The sequence below is a fragment of the Glutamicibacter sp. NPDC090743 genome (assembly GCF_044769125.1).
GTDB lineage: Bacteria > Actinomycetota > Actinomycetes > Actinomycetales > Micrococcaceae > Glutamicibacter.
In genome coordinates, this window is record NZ_JBIVXE010000004.1 from 14319 (window position 1) to 30662 (window position 16344).

The 16344-nt window shown below is 51.6% G+C and carries 12 protein-coding genes; 10 read left to right on the forward strand and 2 right to left on the reverse strand.

From position 1 onward, the window contains the following. Positions 1-15 precede the first annotated feature (15 nt). The 5 genes from ACIQTS_RS08825 (at position 16) to wecB (ending at position 6646) form a co-directional block, all read left to right on the forward strand. The gene (locus tag ACIQTS_RS08825) at positions 16-1221 is read left to right on the forward strand and encodes a hypothetical protein (protein WP_402472774.1); all 1206 of its coding nucleotides are present in this window, start codon (positions 16-18) and stop codon (positions 1219-1221) included. Positions 1222-1263: 42 nt separating this feature from the next. Further along, a complete protein-coding gene (locus tag ACIQTS_RS08830) occupies positions 1264-2460 on the forward strand; it encodes a glycosyltransferase (RefSeq protein ID WP_402472776.1) in 1197 nt (398 codons plus the stop codon). Then, positions 2457-4136, forward strand: coding sequence for a glycosyltransferase family 4 protein (locus ACIQTS_RS08835; protein ID WP_402472779.1), 1680 nt, complete (start codon positions 2457-2459; stop codon positions 4134-4136). Before ACIQTS_RS08830 ends, ACIQTS_RS08835 begins: the two co-directional genes overlap by 4 nt. Before the next feature lie 68 nt (positions 4137-4204). Continuing rightward, complete coding sequence (wecC, locus tag ACIQTS_RS08840; protein ID WP_402472781.1) at positions 4205-5443, forward strand: UDP-N-acetyl-D-mannosamine dehydrogenase; 1239 nt, start codon at positions 4205-4207, stop codon at positions 5441-5443. A gap of 3 nt (positions 5444-5446) precedes the next feature. After that, on the forward strand, positions 5447-6646 hold the full coding sequence (gene wecB, locus ACIQTS_RS08845) for a non-hydrolyzing UDP-N-acetylglucosamine 2-epimerase (RefSeq protein WP_402472783.1): 1200 nt from the start codon (positions 5447-5449) through the stop codon (positions 6644-6646). A 55-nt stretch (positions 6647-6701) separates the two neighbouring features. On the opposite strand, the gene ACIQTS_RS08850 is transcribed toward wecB, so the two are convergent. After that, complete coding sequence (locus ACIQTS_RS08850) at positions 6702-7394, reverse strand: response regulator (RefSeq protein ID WP_402472785.1); 693 nt, start codon at positions 7392-7394, stop codon at positions 6702-6704. A 7-nt stretch (positions 7395-7401) separates the two neighbouring features. Then, positions 7402-8766 carry a sensor histidine kinase gene (locus ACIQTS_RS08855; protein ID WP_402472787.1) on the reverse strand — a complete coding sequence of 455 codons (1365 nt, stop codon included), beginning with the start codon at positions 8764-8766 and terminating at the stop codon, positions 7402-7404. A gap of 51 nt (positions 8767-8817) precedes the next feature. Here ACIQTS_RS08855 and ACIQTS_RS08860 point away from each other — a divergent pair, with 51 nt between their 5' ends. The 5 genes from ACIQTS_RS08860 to gltX all read left to right on the forward strand — a co-directional run bounded on the left by ACIQTS_RS08860 (position 8818) and on the right by gltX (position 15917). After that, positions 8818-9876: a 3-isopropylmalate dehydrogenase gene (locus tag ACIQTS_RS08860; protein WP_402472789.1), complete on the forward strand. Its 1059-nt coding sequence runs from the start codon at positions 8818-8820 to the stop codon at positions 9874-9876. A gap of 115 nt (positions 9877-9991) precedes the next feature. Next, positions 9992-11086, forward strand: a complete 1095-nt coding sequence (locus ACIQTS_RS08865) for a branched-chain amino acid aminotransferase (protein WP_402472791.1) — start codon at positions 9992-9994, stop codon at positions 11084-11086. Positions 11087-11294: 208 nt separating this feature from the next. Beyond that, positions 11295-13484 carry a hypothetical protein gene (locus tag ACIQTS_RS08870; RefSeq protein WP_402472794.1) on the forward strand — a complete coding sequence of 730 codons (2190 nt, stop codon included), beginning with the start codon at positions 11295-11297 and terminating at the stop codon, positions 13482-13484. A 61-nt stretch (positions 13485-13545) separates the two neighbouring features. Continuing rightward, positions 13546-14310 carry a fumarylacetoacetate hydrolase family protein gene (locus tag ACIQTS_RS08875; RefSeq protein WP_134780362.1) on the forward strand — a complete coding sequence of 255 codons (765 nt, stop codon included), beginning with the start codon at positions 13546-13548 and terminating at the stop codon, positions 14308-14310. A 101-nt stretch (positions 14311-14411) separates the two neighbouring features. Continuing rightward, positions 14412-15917, forward strand: a complete 1506-nt coding sequence (gltX, locus tag ACIQTS_RS08880; RefSeq protein WP_402472796.1) for a glutamate--tRNA ligase — start codon at positions 14412-14414, stop codon at positions 15915-15917. Positions 15918-16344: the final 427 nt, after the last annotated feature.

The following is a 16344-nucleotide window of genomic DNA, read 5'->3' on the forward strand; positions in this document are numbered from 1 at the left end:
GGGAAGCATATCTGCATGAGTTCAAACTCATTACGGGTGATTGCGCGCAGTCTTCGAATCAAATTCGATAGGCTGCGCGCTATATCCACGTATAAATACATGTTTAGTGGAAACGTTGATGGCTTGACGTTTTCCAAGGAATCTGGAAAGCCACATGTGCTTTTTGTGACCAGTAACGGTGCTGGTATGGGGCATATAACGAGATGCTTAGCTATAGCCAGTAGCGGGAGGGCGGCATTTCAGTCGTCCTTCGTAACCCTCTCCACTTCCGCAGAAGTCATCGGGAAGCAGGGATTCGAGTATCTGCATTTCGCGAGTTCCGGTACTACTGGTCAACCTGCCCGTATCTGGAATAATAATTTTTACCACTTCTTCAACCAATTAATGCGCAGGAACAAATTTGACGCCGTAGTCTTCGACGGAACCTGGATTTATAGAGGCCTGCGCGACGTGCTGGATAATTATCCGGACGTAAAGTTTATTTGGTTACGCCGTGGTCTTTGGAAGAAATCGGCTAGCGTGGAACAACTGCCAGAGATGGAAGCTTACTGCACGAAAATTCTAACTCCTTGGGATATTGGACAGCATCTAGATCATGGAGCACTGTCCCGGGTAAACACTCAAACCCCTGTGCGAGGAATCGTTCTATCGGAACGAGCCTTACTCTCCCGCGAAGTAGCCCTTGAAGAGCTGGAGCTGGATCCCTCAAAGCATTACGCGCTCATTCAGCTTGGGGCCGGAAATATCAACGATATTTCCGATACTCGCAAGAAAGTGATCGAAGCGATTCAGAAACTATCGAACGGTCTTGTTATTCCGGTCATTGCTTCGTCTCCATTGAGTGGGCAAACACAGAGCGAATTCAGTTTAAAAACTATACGGAAATATCCGATTTCTCCTTATTTGCTAGCCTTCGATTTTGTCGTATCTGCAGCTGGATATAACAGCATTCATGAACTAATTAGGTGGAGCATCCGATCGCTGGTAATACCAAACTTGGATGCCAGCACGGATGACCAGAAAGCCCGTGCTTACGCTTTGCAAGACGGGGAAAAACACTTTACAGCGTTGACGGATGCCGAGATTGAATCGGGAATTTCTGCATTGCTCATTAAGAATTTCGAGGTGTCAGAGTACCAATCCTCCGACACTGTGTATTCGAAATTTATCGATTCTGGTGACAACGCAGCACAGGTTATTAGTGAGACCGTGGGATTGTGAAAACAGATTATGTTCGGATGAATGGAATAGACGATAACTAGTATGAGAATTCAGTTGCTGACTCATTCATTCGGGTCCGAGATTTCTCCGCCGCAGCGGCGTTGGTCAACGTTCATTGAATCTTTTCTTGAGAACGGGGCGGACGTCGACGTTGTTGCGCCCAATCGGAAACAGGGAAATGCCTGGACACCATTCAGCGACGCAGTATTAGCAAAGGTAAGCGGAAAGTTTGCTTTATACTCGTTCGCGTTCCGTTTTAAGGCACTGCGTTGGTATTCGAAAATACTCGTACAGTTCTTAATGATCATATTTATGATCCCTTGCGCCTTACGTGCGCCAAAACCGGATTTATTGATAGTAACTGTACCTGCTTTACCCACACTGGTAGCTGGATACGTTGTTTCTAAAATGCGCAGCGTTCCGATGATCGTTGAAATGCGTGATGCATGGCCAGAGCTCTTGGAAGAGTCAGGCATAATCCGTTGGAAAGCTGTTGAGCGAATGGCCGTACATAGCATTAGGCACATGCAGAATTCAGCATCAAAGGTTATTGCCGTGACTCCGGGCCACGCAGAAAAGTTGTTTGCTCGGGGCTGCAAAGACATTGATGTCGTAACTAATGGTTATCGATTCAAGAAATTCAAGAAATCCAAAAGCCGAAGTTACTCCAATAGTCGTCGATTGCGAGTACTGTACCTGGGAAACCTAGGGGAGAGCCAAGGGCTACAGAAGGTGCTGGATATAGCGGCGGTTTCAAAAAACTGGATGGATCTTCGAATTGTTGGCAGTGGATCGACACTTCCTTTGTTGCGAAAGCGAGCGAACGAGTTGGGTCTGGGAGATATCTTTAACCCTCCGGTTAAGGGTGAAGAAGTTCTAGCTTGGTATGACTGGGCAGATAGTTGCATTGTCTCACTTCGTGAAGATTGGGAAAGCTTTGAGTACACTGTACCGTCCAAACTCTTCGAGTTAGCAGGCTACGGATGTCACATCACCGGCTTAGTAACTGGCGAAGCGCGAGGATTAATTGAGAACTATGGCCTTGGTTCCGTTTATTCGGGCGATGTGCTCTCGATAGCGCAGGCTTGGTCGGCGGACGCTCCGAGAATTGCCGGTTGGCAACCAAACCCGAGAGTTCTTAGTGAATTCAAGAACCGCTTCGACTTAGAGCGATTGGGTCATGAGTACTTTAATCTTTTAAGATTACACCAGCAGCAAATCGAAGGAAGAGAATCATGAAATCCTCTCTTAGGATTCGCGGACTGCTAGCTTTATCCCGCATAGGATTAAATGGTGTAAGAGAAGATCCTATTCATTTTGCTTTGCTAGTTTCTCGTAGGTTCGCATCCAGCAAACTTTTCCTACAAGTCACTAAGCGAATGGGGCGAATTCTAGAATTCAGAGCCCTGTCTAAAACTGGATTTGCAAACCGAATGCGTAGCTCCATACATCTACTGGAAGGAAAGCCGAATGAGGCTTTCAAAGTGTTGGAGGGCTCCGAAGATGCGAAAACTCAGTGTGCCAGAGCCAGGATTCTTGCTTTCTTAGGTGAGTACGAGATGGCTTTTGTTACTGCGTTCAAGGCGGGAAGAAGAGGTCGGCGACTCGCCAGGCAGTATGGTGCGGAAAAAACAGTACTTTCAACGCCCGTGTTGCCTAAAATGGTGTTGGCTAACGGTGGGCGATTGCAGGGACGTAAAGTATTGCACCTGCTTACTAATTCCTTGCCTTTCACCAACAGTGGATACACGCAGAGGAGTCATAGCGTACTAAAATCGATTCAGAACGCGGGATGGGATGTTTTCCCATTTTCGCGCGTAGGCTATCCCTGGATTGTAGGGGTCTTACCTAGTTTGGAAACCAACGAGATCGACGGAGTCACTTACCACCGCCTTTTACCGAAAAGTATTCCAGATACAGTAACTGAACGCCTAAACGTTCAGTCGCACCTGTTATCGGAACAAGTCAAAGAGATTGAACCCTCGATCCTTCACACGACGACTGAGTTTTTAAACGGTATCTCTGTCAAAGAAGTCGCGGAGAGCTACGGTATTCCTTGGGTCTATGAGGTACGTGGACAGCTTGCTGACACTTGGCTTTCTGGCTGCGACGATCGTAGCCGCGACTCTTTCCGGTACGTCAGTTTCAGAGCTCGCGAAGCTGAGATCGCCAAGTCAGCTGACGCTGTTATCACTCTTGGCAGCACCATGAAGAACGAATTAATTGCCTCCGGCGTGGACCCAGACCGTATACTCATCTGTCCTAACGCCGTGGGAGAAGAATTTATAGAGAATGTTCCTGAGAAGTCCGCTAGTCGCCAGGAGCTTGGCCTTGATGACGAGATGCAATTGATTGGCACTGTATCGAGCTTGGTTGGTTATGAGGGACTCGACTTGCTTGTTCGTGCGTTCGCCGGGCTTGTTCCGAACAATCCTAAACTGCGTTTAGTGATCGTAGGGGACGGCACCGAACGGACTCGACTTATTGATCTAGCCGCTGAACTTGGCGTTAGAGACCGAACAGTATTCCCGGGCCGAGTTGAGAAGAACCGAGCACGCCTATATCATCGAGCGTTGGATGTTTTTGTTGTTCCTCGTCGTGATTTAGATGTGACACGTGCTGTAACCCCGCTCAAACCAGTTGAAGCGATGGCGTTTGAAGTGCCGGTGGTAGCTACGGATCTTCCGGCATTGCGAGAGATCGTCGATGATGGGGTAGACGGTTTGCTCTTCAAGGCCGGTGACCAGATGGATCTTGCTGAAAAGATACGAATTTTACTGGGCGACGAGTCAGTAAGAAAAACGATGGGCCGGGCCGGTCGTCGAAAAGTATTAGCGACCAGAACCTGGGCCGCCAATGCGGAACGTATAACCACTCTGTACAGTTCGTTGTGTGATGAGAGAAATAAGCAGTAGCCCTCTTTTATCGCCGTAGTAAGCGCTAGATTGACTAAGCGCAAATATACTTTGGAAGTTGAGTAAGAATGTCGGAAATTGATGTCTGTGTCGTGGGCATGGGTTATATAGGTTTGCCCACTTCAGTTGTATTGGCCAATGCCGGCTGGCGAGTACATGGAGTAGACATTAATGAGAAAGCCGTCGAATTATTAAGCAACGGTGTCGCGACGTTCGAAGAACCGGGCATATCGGCGGCTTTGAAAAGTAGCGTCGTCAGCGGAAACCTCTCTGTAGCTACGGTTCCGAAGGAATCCAAGGTATACATCATTGCTGTGCCTACGCCCATCGATGCAAATTTTGAACCAGATACTTCCTACATTCGGTCGGCCGTTGAATCAGTAGCTTTGTTGGCGAAAGCGGACGACTTATTCATTTTGGAGAGTACTTCGCCTGTAGGCACGACGGAAATGATTCGCGATATCTTGCATGATCTGAGGCCCGACCTCAGCAATGCGGTGATGTACTTTGCCCATTGTCCTGAACGAGTCATACCCGGCCGCATGATGAAAGAAATCATTAGCAATGATCGCGTCGTTGGAGGAATCGATGGAAATTCCGCAGAAAAGGCAGCGAACCTGTACCGTTCGTTCTGCGAAGGAGAAATACACCTTACAGATGCACGAACGGCTGAACTTACCAAGCTAACGGAAAATTCGTTCCGCGATGTCAATATTGCATTTGCTAACGAGCTTTCAATCGTGGCAGATCATCTGGGCGTTAACGTTTGGGAAGTCATTGAGCTGGCCAATAAGCATCCTCGTGTTCAGATTCTTCAGCCTGGCCCGGGCGTTGGTGGTCATTGTATTGCTGTGGATCCTTGGTTCCTCGTTGCTTCAGCACCAATGAAGACATCTTTAATCCGTTCAGCGCGCAGAGTCAATGATTCTAAGCCTAGGTTCGTAGTGGATAAGATCGCGAAGTACCTACGTGAGACTAATCGCGAGAGCGTGGCGCTCTTGGGGCTGGCTTTCAAAGCAAATGTAGATGACCTTCGCGAGTCACCTGCTGTAAACATCGCCGTAGAATTGGCGGAACAATTTCCAAATGTACGGCTTAGTATTGTCGAACCGTTCGTCGATGAGCTACCACGAGCGCTTCAAGACTTCGATAATGTACACCTTGTTGATCTTCAGGTTGCCTTCGATAACGAACAATTGATTGTATTGTTAGTCGATCATGACATTTTTAAATTGATTCCGAAGAGTACTCTGGAAGCCAAAGACCTGGTGGATACACGAGGTATGTGGAAAGAATTGGATATCTAGTCCGTGAAAGCAAAAAAACTGCTGGTAATTTTCGGGACGCGTCCGGAAGCAATTAAGGTCGCACCTATAATTCGAGCAGCCAAGTGCTCCCCCCAGTTGGAATGCGTGGTTGCGGTTACCGGTCAACATCGAGAGCTGTTAGATCAGGTGAACACGCTTTTTGGAGTGGTTCCTGATTTTGATTTGGACGTATTCACTACGGCTCAGTCTCTGAACCGTCTGGTTGCACGAATCATAGATGGTTTGGATAGTGTCTTTGACGCATGTGAACCGGACGCCGTGTTGGTGCAAGGTGATACAACGAGTGCTGTTGCTGGTGCCATTGCAGCTTTCTACCGAGGGATTCCAGTCGTTCATGCGGAAGCGGGGCTGCGGAGCTATAATTTGCTTTCGCCTTTCCCAGAAGAAGCTAACCGCAAAGTTGCGAGCCAACTCGCCACGCTTCATTTAGCGCCAACTATGTTCAACAAGCGAAACCTGTTGAACGAAGGAATCAGCGAAAACGCCATCGTAGTTACAGGCAACACAGTGATTGATGCCCTGCTCGAAACTCTCTCAGACGAGATCAGTTTCTCCGACAGGCGTCTTAAGGATCTGGAATCTTCGGGGCGACGCATTGTCACCGTGACGACTCACCGTCGTGAGAACCATGGCGAACGGATGGCCTCTATCGCGAATGCAATATCCGTAATCGCTAAGTCAGCTCCCGATACGGATTTCGTATTGCCATTGCACTGGAATCCTGCTGTACGTGAACGCATTATCCCCGCAACTGCAGGGCTTTCCAACGTTATAGTTACTGATCCATTGAATTATGCTGAGTTCACCAAGCTACTTAGCCTCTCGTCTGTTGTCCTTACCGACTCAGGTGGGGTTCAGGAGGAAGCTCCGAGTTTAGGCAAACCCGTCCTTGTAATGCGTTCGAATACGGAGCGTCCTGAAGGTATTGTCGCGGGCTCTGTAAAATTGGTGGGAACCGACACTGAGGACATAGTCCGTGAGATGCTTATTCTCCTAGAAGACCAAGGCGTCTTTGACTCAATGGCAACCGCAGTGAATCCGTATGGGGACGGCAATGCTTCCTTTAGAAGCATTGAAGCCATTAAGGAGCTGCTCGGTGTCGGGCGACGAGCTGAGGAATTTAATTCTTGGAATCCTAGCGAAGAACAATTAGTGCGTGCTGCTCGCATGATTCACAGGTAGAACCTTTCCATAAGGCCTAAAGTACGGTGTGGGTCGGTGTCTGGCTTTCCAAGACTCAGACACTGGCAATACCAGTTTGGTAGGCGATGACTACAGCCTGGACCCTGTCACGAGCTTCCAATTTGGCCAGAATATGGCCCACATGGGTTTTGACTGTGGCTTCTGACAGGAATAGTTTTTCTGCGATTTCCGGGTTGGAAAAGCCTTCTGCAATCAAACCAAACACTTCCCGCTCGCGAGGTGTCAGCGATTCAACAGCGGCAATTAGGTGGTCTTTGTGCTGTGACGAGCTCTTCTTGAGCATTGGCGCCATGTGGTCCAGCAACCGTCGAGTGGTCGATGGTGCTATGACGGCATCTCCGCGATTGACCGTGCGCACCGATTCCAAGAGTTCTTCTGGGGGCGCATCCTTCAAAAGAAAGCCGCTGGCGCCGGCTTGAATGGCACTTAGCGCATATTCGTCCATGTCGAAAGTCGTCAGCACGATGATCTTGGGACCATCCGCGGCCTTCTTATCTGGATCCAGTAGGCGCTCAGTAGCTTCGATGCCGTCCATTTGCGGCATTCGCACGTCCATCAAGATGACATCCGCCTGAGCCATCAGTGGTGCAGCTAGTGCTTCACGGCCATTGCCAGCTTCAACAATGACTTCCATATCCTCTTGGGAATTAATGAGCATTCTGAAGCCACTGCGAACCAAGAGCTGATCATCGACCAGGCCGACCTTGATGGCATCTGTTTTAGGCATTTGAATATTAGTCCTCGGTGTAAGGGATGGAAACATTAACGGCGAAACCGCCACCGGTCCGGGGGAGTGCAGTGCAGGTACCTTCATACAAGGCTACGCGTTCTTTCATTCCCTTCAGACCTTGTCCTACGCCTTCCAGGACGATGGAACCGGCACCTCGCCCATCGTCGCTGACGCTCAAATTCAAGCCCCGGGAAGTCCACTCAATATGGACTTGGGTCTGTGTATCCGGACCAGCGTGCTTAATGACATTCGTGAGTGATTCTTGAACGCATCGATAGATTGTGAGCTCCGCGCCTGCCGGTAGTTCTTTCCGCGGGGTTCCAGAAGTTTCGAGATGGACATTCAGTCCGGACACGGCAACGCTTTCTACGAGTTCAGGTACGTTTGCCAATGACGGAAGAGGGCGATTCTCCAATTCCTCATCTTTGCGTAGAACTCCCAGGAGCCTGCGCATTTCTTTCAGTGATGCGCGGCCAGTATCTGAAACTGTCTTCAGGGTCTCGATGGCAATCTCCGGGTCTTTCGCCGCCGCATATCGTGCCCCGTTGGCCTGGGTGATGATGACAGAGAGCGAATGGGCCACGATGTCATGCATCTCGCGGGCAATGTGGTTTCTCTCGTCGGAAGCTGCCAGGGCGCGCTCGGTGAGGCGTTCCTTCTCCAGGCGTTCGGCATGATCCTTCAGGGACTTCATGGCCAGGCGCCTCGTGCGCGCTAAGTCACCGAAGGTCCAGGAAAGGGTGACGACCAATGCAAGACCCACGAAAGAAATCATCATGTCGAAGGTGAAGACGGGTGATGGATCAGGTGAGTACCTTGAGGCGCCGAACATGCTGAACGTCGCCAACAACGCGCCAATCAGTCCCAGTCCCAGCGTGCTGAATGACTGCCAGCGTTTCCCGTAGACAGCCATGGTGTAAATCATGATTGGAACGGAAACTTGCGAGAACATCATTAGCCCGTCAAAGCCCAGTTGCAATACATGCCCGGTGGCGACAACGAGGGTCGCTGCCCATGGGCAGCGACGCCGCACCATCAGCGGCGCTGACTGGAGAAGAGAGAGACTCAGAACGGCGAGAACGGCGGCAACTGACATCGAAGAAGCGAGGCTGAGGGCTGCTGGAATGCAGAACAGCGTGTACAGCAGGCCGGTGATGAAATCTACCCGTCCGGGATTCTCGCGGATCCAACCGTCAATTCGACGGTGGGGATTGGCAAAGATCAAGTGTTCCTGCAATTCGACGTGTTGGTAGCTATTGATCCTTATAGCGAAGCAAAGGATCTGTTTATCCAAGGTTATCGGCAACGAAGACGGCGATGCCTCATGCCCAGGGAGGAAATATGTCGGCGGAAACTCATCAGATCTCATTATTTGAGATGAACTCTCAAATGGCGGACGCTAGTCGATAGAATCTGTGCCATGGGAAATGTAATTGATATTGCGGTCATTCCGGGTGACGGTATTGGCCCAGAAGTTGTTGCCGAAGCGGTTAAGGTTCTGAAGTTCGTCACTAATGGTGGCAAGAACGAGATCAAGCTGACCGACTACAAGCTAGGTGCAGAGCATTGGCTGGCGACTGGCGAAACACTTCCGGATGCGACGCTGGAAGCTCTTAAGAAGCACGATGCCATTCTCTTCGGCGCTGTTGGCGCTGCCCCTGGAGATACGCGCATTCCGTCCGGAATTATCGAGCGCGAAATGCTTCTGAAGCTCCGCTTCTCGCTGGATCATTTCGTGAATCTGCGTCCGGCTAAGCTCTATCCTGGAATTGAGAGCCCCCTGGCTAACCCGGGTGAAATTGACTTCGTGGTGGTTCGCGAAGGCACCGAAGGCCCGTATGTAGGCAATGGCGGTTCGGTGCGCACGGGCACCGCGCATGAAATCGCTACCGAAGTATCGGTAAATACCGCCTATGGTGTGGAACGTGTTGTCCGCGACGCATTCCGCCGTGCATCAGAGCGTGAACGCAAGCGTGTCACCCTGGTGCACAAGCACAACGTGCTGGTGCACGCCGGGCATTTGTGGAAGCGCACTGTCGAAATGGTGGCGCAGGAATTCCCAGAGGTTACCCACGATTACCTGCACGTGGATGCGGCTACCATCTTCTTGACCACGGACCCATCGCGTTTCGACGTGATTGTCACTGACAACCTCTTTGGCGACATTCTCACCGACCAGGCCGGCGCCATTACCGGTGGTATTGGCCTGGCAGCCAGTGGCAACATCAATATGGACCGTACCTACCCATCGATGTTTGAGCCGGTTCATGGTTCGGCTCCGGATATTGCCGGCCAGCAGAAGGCAGACCCAACCGCGGCGATTCTGTCCGTGGCACTGATGCTTGATCACGTCGGGTTGGCTGAAGAGGCTCGCACAGTTGAGCAAGCTGTTGAAAAAGAGATCACTTCACGTCAAGAATTGACCGATAATCGCACCACAAGTGAAATTGGCGATGCAATTGTCGCGTTACTGGCATAAGCTGAAAGTGACGTTTCTGGTTAGCTGATAACCAGTAGCCAAATCCACGAACGGATGTTCCGCAGAGGCGTGGAGCATCCGTTCTTTGTTTATTGAACTAGGAAGTCCAGGCTAGATGGAATTCACCGAAAATCTCTCAACGAATCGCAAGAGCGCACAGGACCGAGCCGGCGTCTTGGCTAATCCTGGGTTCGGAGACTTCTTCACTGACCACACCGCAGTCATCGACTGGTCAGCAGACGATAGCGGCCGTAACGGTGAATGGCATGATGCTCGAATTGAGCCATACGGCCCTATCGCCATGGATCCGGCCGCCTCGGTCCTGCATTATGGCCAGGAAATCTTCGAAGGCCTGAAGGCCTACCGCCACGCCGATGGTTCGGTATGGACTTTCCGCCCGCAGGCCAACGCTGCCCGCATGAATAAGTCGGCTCAGCGCCTAGCACTTCCGCAGCTGGATGAAGACGTTTTCGTCGACTCGCTGCGCAAGCTGGTAGCAACGGATATCGATTGGGTTCCTACCGGTGACGGTGAAGCCCTGTACCTGCGTCCATTCATGATTGCTACCGAAGCATTCCTTGGTGTGCGTGCAGCGCGTGAGGTTTCCTACCGCGTCATCGCCTCGCCAGCAGGAAATTACTTCGGTGGCGAACTCAAGCCAGTGGCCATTTGGGTATCGAAGAACTACGCACGAGCAGGCCGAGGCGGTACAGGTTCGGCTAAGTGCGGTGGCAACTACGCAGCCTCGCTCGTAGCCCAGCTGGAAGCTGAAGAAAACGGCTGCAAGCAGGTTCTGTTCCTTGACTCCTTCAATGACAATGCCGTTGAAGAGCTCGGGGGCATGAATGTCTTCTTCGTAACGAAGGACAACAAGCTGGTGACCCCAGCGTTGACCGGAACCATTCTTGAAGGTGTGACCCGTTCATCGGTCATCCAGCTCGCGAAGGATCGCGGTATGGAGGTGGAAGAACGCAAGATCACCCTGGATGAGTGGCGTGAAGGCATCGCCTCAGGCGATATTGCCGAGGTCTTTGCTTGCGGTACAGCAGCGGTGATCACCCCAATCGGCCTGCTGAAGAACGGCGAAGAGCTCATTGGTGAGGAGAATGCGGCAGCCGGTGAGGTGACCATGTCAATTCGCGAAGAACTGCTGGGAATCCAGCGCGGTACCGTAGAAGACCGCCACGGTTGGCTGGAACGCCTCGCATAGTAAGAGAAACAATCTCCGACTGCACCGAACTAAAATGCTTGGTGCAGTCGGAGATCGTTTTGCTTTAAACGAAGGTGCGCCATTAGTGTCTTCAGTGTATGGAAATGAGTTTCAAGCATCACCAGAGACGATATTTGAGCGACGGTTATTTGGATTGCGATCCACTCCGTGTAAGGCTGAGAGGCCGTCGCTGAGTTGAGGACATAGGTTGTCGGAAAGTTCAGCAAATTCAGCACGGACGATTTCTCGTAGAGCCTTCTTGGCGACGGTTTTCGCTGCCGCTGCGACGATTAGTGATGCAACTGAAGTCGACGAGGGCACATTCCTATCATCCAGAAACGCGATGCCCAGTGTTCATGAGCATGGAGTTGCGTGGAAGAACCAGGAAATTGATCTTTTAAGCGACCTTGAACACGCGGGAAATACTCGGGGAGTACTACGAAAACATGAAAACGCTTTTCCCGTAACGAAGCTGGATGACGTTTTAGAATTACCTGAATACGATGATTCCGCTCGTTCGTGGTTCGCCATTACTATCTCTGGTGTAGCGAACCAACTGCAAATCATTGACCCGGAACAAGGTGCCCCGGTTCATGTTCTTGATATCCCCACCGGTCATAGTGGTGGAGTAGGCTCATTGGCGTGGGATCCAGTGGCACGACACATCTTGCTAAGTAGCGCAAACCATGTCTATATGTGGGAAGCCGCGAATCCAACTGAGCTTCGGAAAGTTCTAACTATTGATGAAGTTGAATATCTGTATGGCATGACCTTGGATTCTACGGGGAAGGCATGGGTTGGAAGCTTCCCCGCTGGCGCAGTATTCGGACTCGATATCAAGAATAATTCTATTGAAACCACGGGTTTGCTTTCCGAAGACACGGAATACGCGCGAAAGATTGCGATCGATGATGAAGACAATGTCTGGGTTGGTACGGGCTCGCAAGAACCTAGACTTTTTGTGTTTCCGGCCATTGACGTTGAGGAAATCACCGAAATAAATCTGCCCATTGAGAAAGATACTGGATTCATCAGTAGTTTGCATGTATTCGGTTCTAGAATCATTGTTAGCGTAAGTGGCTTGTCGGAACAGCTTGTTTTTGATCGCACCTCTCACAAGCCGATTCGTAAGCTTCGTCGTGTTTGGTCGCAAAGAATTGCTTCAAACCGCGTTGATTCGGGGCTGCATTCGGTTTTTTATACTGTGACAGACGGATCACTGTACGAAACCAATGTTCGCACACTCAAAGACGTAGAACTCGGCCCCATCCCAGCTGGAGGATTTGACGCATTACTCGCTCGCGAAGGCAAGGTACTTCTTGTTCAAGGCACCTCGTCTGGGGTCCGATTAACAAAGATTGATGTCACTACGATGGTTCCAGCTCCATTGGTCGAGGTAGAGCTTGAACGTGGGAGCTTTGCTATTCAATCATTGTTGGGCACGTCCTCAGGCGAAGTCTACGTAGGCGCGTTTATGGGCCGTGGGATAGCTTCGATCAATGTGGATGCCGGCGATCGCTGGACCTCTCCCGCCGATCAAAGCGCTGTGCAGCAAATTGAACAAATGATCGAGGCTGAGCCATCAAAGCTTTATCTAGGATCATATGGGCATGCTGATATCGTGAAAATCGACCTAGCAAATCGTGACGCAGATGACTCATATCAACTCTTGGAACGTCTGTCGAGGAAGTACCGACAGTCACGTCCGTTTGGTTGGGCAGCGAATAGCACGGACGTCTTCTTTGGCACGGTTCCTGACTACGGTCGCTCTGGCGGAGTTATTGGCAGGATTTCTCTGCAAAGCGACAAAATCTCCTGGGTTCTTGACGGTGATGGTGAGGGGTTCATCGGCGGTCAATCAATCATTGGGTTGGTCGCAGATGAGCAATATCTGTATGGGACGACGTCGGTACGGAATGGGTACGGAATTGCCGATACAGAAGGGCTGGCTAAGGTGTTTAAATTCGATATTGAAGCCAAGGAATTAATTTGGGTTAAGACTCCAGTTCATGACACTGGGGCTCTGTACTCCCCAAAATTGCTCGGTGGAATGCTGGTGATCGCTGACATCGAAGGTATTAATATCATTGATCCCTTGGATGGAGCACTGCTCAAAAAGCATGACCTGAGCGGGACTAAAAACAAATATCGACGTGCCGGATGGGCTAACGCAGATATCGCGATTGCGGCTGGTCACAGGCTCGTCCACAGTTCATCTGGAACCACAACAGTAGTTGATTTTGATGACAGAACTACTGCGACCATAGGTAGCAAGGATAGCGAGTACAGCTTAGGAAGCCGTCTTACGTCGTTACCCGACGGAAGGGTGTATGGTGTATTGGGGGCCTCGACTCTCGCGGAGCTGGACTTGAAACCTAGCGAACCAGGCCTGTCTTGAGAACTGGTTGAGGGAATAGCCAAGCGTTGAACTGCAAGAGTCATAGTTTAGGCTTGTATTCATGCGCATTGCACGATTTGTAGTAGATAGCGACCCGCTGTACGGCGTCGTCGACGGTAACGATATTCATGTTTTGGCTGGAGATCCATTTTTCCAGGGGATCAAGACCACTGGTGCTACGCACTCCTTGGATGATGTTCGGTTGGTAGCCCCGATAATCCCTCGCTCAAAGGTCGTGGGCTTTGGCCGCACGTACCGCGAGCACGCCAAGGAACTTGGAAATGAAGTTCCTGCTGAGCCGCTGATGTTCTTGAAGCCGAATACTTCCGTAGTCGGCCATGGAGACCCCGTCACCCTGCCGGCGTTTTCAAATGAAGTTTCCTTCGAAGGCGAACTTGCCGTGGTGATCGGCCGTATTTGCAAGGATGTTCCAGCCGACAAGGCGCAGGACGTTATCTTCGGCTACACCGTAGCAAACGACCTGACCGCCCGCGATGCTCAGCGCACCGATCCGCAGTGGGCTCGTGCCAAGGGCTTTGATGGTTCCTGCCCGCTGGGCCCGTGGATTGAGACCGAGATTCCCGACCCGGATGATCTGGGAATTATCAGCCGCGTCAATGGAGAGGTTCGCCAAGATGGAACTACCAACGACATGATCTGGCCAGTCAACGAATTGGTTGCTCGTGCTTCCGAAGCTTTCACCTTGCTGCCAGGCGATGTCATCATGACTGGGACCCCTGCGGGTGTCGGCCTAGTAAATGCAGGCGACGTTGTAGAAGTGGAAGTCGAAGGTATCGGTTCATTGCGAACCGTCTTCCGTCGCTAGGAACCATCACTGATGTTGTGAGGCTTTCGATCGCTAATGTGATCGGGAGCCTCGCGCTTTAACTGCAAGTTTCTTTGAGGAAGGCATAGAATGAAAACATCATGACTGATCTTTCGTTGATTCCCGTTGTTACCGAAGATACCCCGGTACGCGTTCGTTTTTGCCCATCCCCAACTGGTACCCCTCACGTAGGTTTGATCCGTACTGCCCTTTTCAACTGGGCCTACGCGCGTCACACCGGCGGCAAAATGGTCTTCCGCATCGAAGACACCGATGCTAAGCGTGACTCCGAAGAAAGCTACAACCAGCTTTTGGATGCTCTGGCATGGTTGGGTATCGATTGGGACGAGGGCGTCAACGCGGGCGGTCCGCATGAGCCATACCGCCAGTCGCAGCGTGGTGGCATCTACGAGGACGTCATTGCCAAGCTTCGTGCTGCAGGCCATCTGTACGAGTCCTACTCGACCCCAGAAGAAGTTGAAGCACGCCACAAGGCAGCCGGCCGTGACCCGAAGCTGGGCTACGACAACTTCGACCGCGAACTGACCGATGAGCAGAAATCCGCGTTCAAGGCCGAGGGTCGTGAACCGGTATTGCGTGTTCGCATGCCGGATCACGACATTACCTTCAATGACCTGGTACGTGGCGAGATCACCTTCAAGGCTGGATCCGTTCCCGACTATGTGGTGGTGCGCGCCAACGGCAAGCCGCTATACACCCTGGTCAACCCAATCGATGATGCGCTGATGGGCATTACCCACGTACTTCGTGGCGAAGATCTGTTGTCCTCGACTCCACGCCAGGTCGTCTTGTATGCGTTGCTGCACGATATCGGCGTTGCCCAGTACATGCCGCGCTTTGGCCACCTGCCCTACGTTATGGGACAGGGCAACAAGAAGCTATCCAAGCGTGATCCAGAATCCAGCGTATTCCTGCACCGCGACAATGGTTTCATCCCGGAAGGACTGCTGAACTATCTCGCGCTGCTTGGCTGGTCGCTGAGTGCTGATGAAGATATCTTCTCGCGTGAACAGCTGGTAGAAGCCTTTGACGTAGCAGATGTGCTGTCCAATCCTGCCCGCTTCGATGTGAAGAAGGCAGAAGCAATCAACGGAACCCACGTGCGCATGCTCGAACCACAGGATTTCCGTGATCGTTTGGTTCCTTACCTGAAGGCCGCTGGCCTGGTGGGCGAAGAGCTGACTGAACGTGAAAACGTCATCCTGGACCAGGCTGCACCACTGGTACAGGAACGTATTGCCCTGTTGGGTGAAGCGACCGACATGCTTGAATTCCTCTTCAAGTCTGATGACGAAATTGTCATCGACGAGAAAGCGCTCAAGGGAATGCCGGCAAACCTGGTTGAGGTTGTCGATGCTACCGTCCAGGGCCTCGAAACCCTTACCGAATGGAACGCCGAATCCATCCAGGCAGCACTGCGCACGAAGCTTGTGGACGAACTGGAACTGAAGCCTCGTCAGGCATTCGGTCCAGCCCGTGTTGCTATCTCCGGAAAGCGCGTATCTCCACCGCTCTTCGAGTCCATGGAAATTCTTGGACGCGAGTCGAGCCTCAAGCGTTTGCGCGCATTTGGCGAGTCCCGCTAGCTATTCGCCGAATGCCCGCTGAGAAGCACGTTGAACGCCTCGGATGGTTCCAGTCCTGTGACTGGTTCTGTCCGAGGCGTTCGCTTTGAGTTTGATGGCGCGCGCGTAGATTTGCAAACGCCCGCAATCCGCGGTTTCTCGTCCATGTCGGAGCCGGAGCTGGCGCATCTGTATCCTGAGTGACTGGCCGGAATTGCGGCAGGTCTTGCGGATGATGGTGCTTATGCCCGGGAGAGGTACATGGCAGGCGGGCTTAAGTTCATGGGGCAGCGAGAAGTGCGGTTCCTGCGTGCGTGGAGTTTGGCAGGATTAACCGCGTCACGCGGATACGTTTATACGCCTTGGATCGCTGGATACGATACCGCCGGTGTTCCTAAACCCCATTTTTGTCCCGTTCCTTGGCCGGTACGCTGAACTAGAGGGTCTG

Excerpts from the sequence above, each read along its gene's own strand:
- ACIQTS_RS08825 (WP_402472774.1), top strand. The coding sequence starts at position 16 with ATGAGTTCAAACTCATTACGGGTGATTGCGCGCAGTCTTCGAATCAAA.
- ACIQTS_RS08830 (WP_402472776.1), top strand. The coding sequence starts at position 1,264 with ATGAGAATTCAGTTGCTGACTCATTCATTCGGGTCCGAGATTTCTCCG.
- ACIQTS_RS08835 (WP_402472779.1), top strand. The coding sequence starts at position 2,457 with ATGAAATCCTCTCTTAGGATTCGCGGACTGCTAGCTTTATCCCGCATA.
- wecC (WP_402472781.1), top strand. The coding sequence starts at position 4,205 with ATGTCGGAAATTGATGTCTGTGTCGTGGGCATGGGTTATATAGGTTTG.
- ACIQTS_RS08850 (WP_402472785.1), bottom strand. The coding sequence starts at position 7,394 with ATGCCTAAAACAGATGCCATCAAGGTCGGCCTGGTCGATGATCAGCTC.
- ACIQTS_RS08855 (WP_402472787.1), bottom strand. The coding sequence starts at position 8,766 with ATGAGATCTGATGAGTTTCCGCCGACATATTTCCTCCCTGGGCATGAG.
- ACIQTS_RS08860 (WP_402472789.1), top strand. The coding sequence starts at position 8,818 with ATGGGAAATGTAATTGATATTGCGGTCATTCCGGGTGACGGTATTGGC.
- ACIQTS_RS08865 (WP_402472791.1), top strand. The coding sequence starts at position 9,992 with ATGGAATTCACCGAAAATCTCTCAACGAATCGCAAGAGCGCACAGGAC.
- ACIQTS_RS08875 (WP_134780362.1), top strand. The coding sequence starts at position 13,546 with ATGCGCATTGCACGATTTGTAGTAGATAGCGACCCGCTGTACGGCGTC.
- gltX (WP_402472796.1), top strand. The coding sequence starts at position 14,412 with ATGACTGATCTTTCGTTGATTCCCGTTGTTACCGAAGATACCCCGGTA.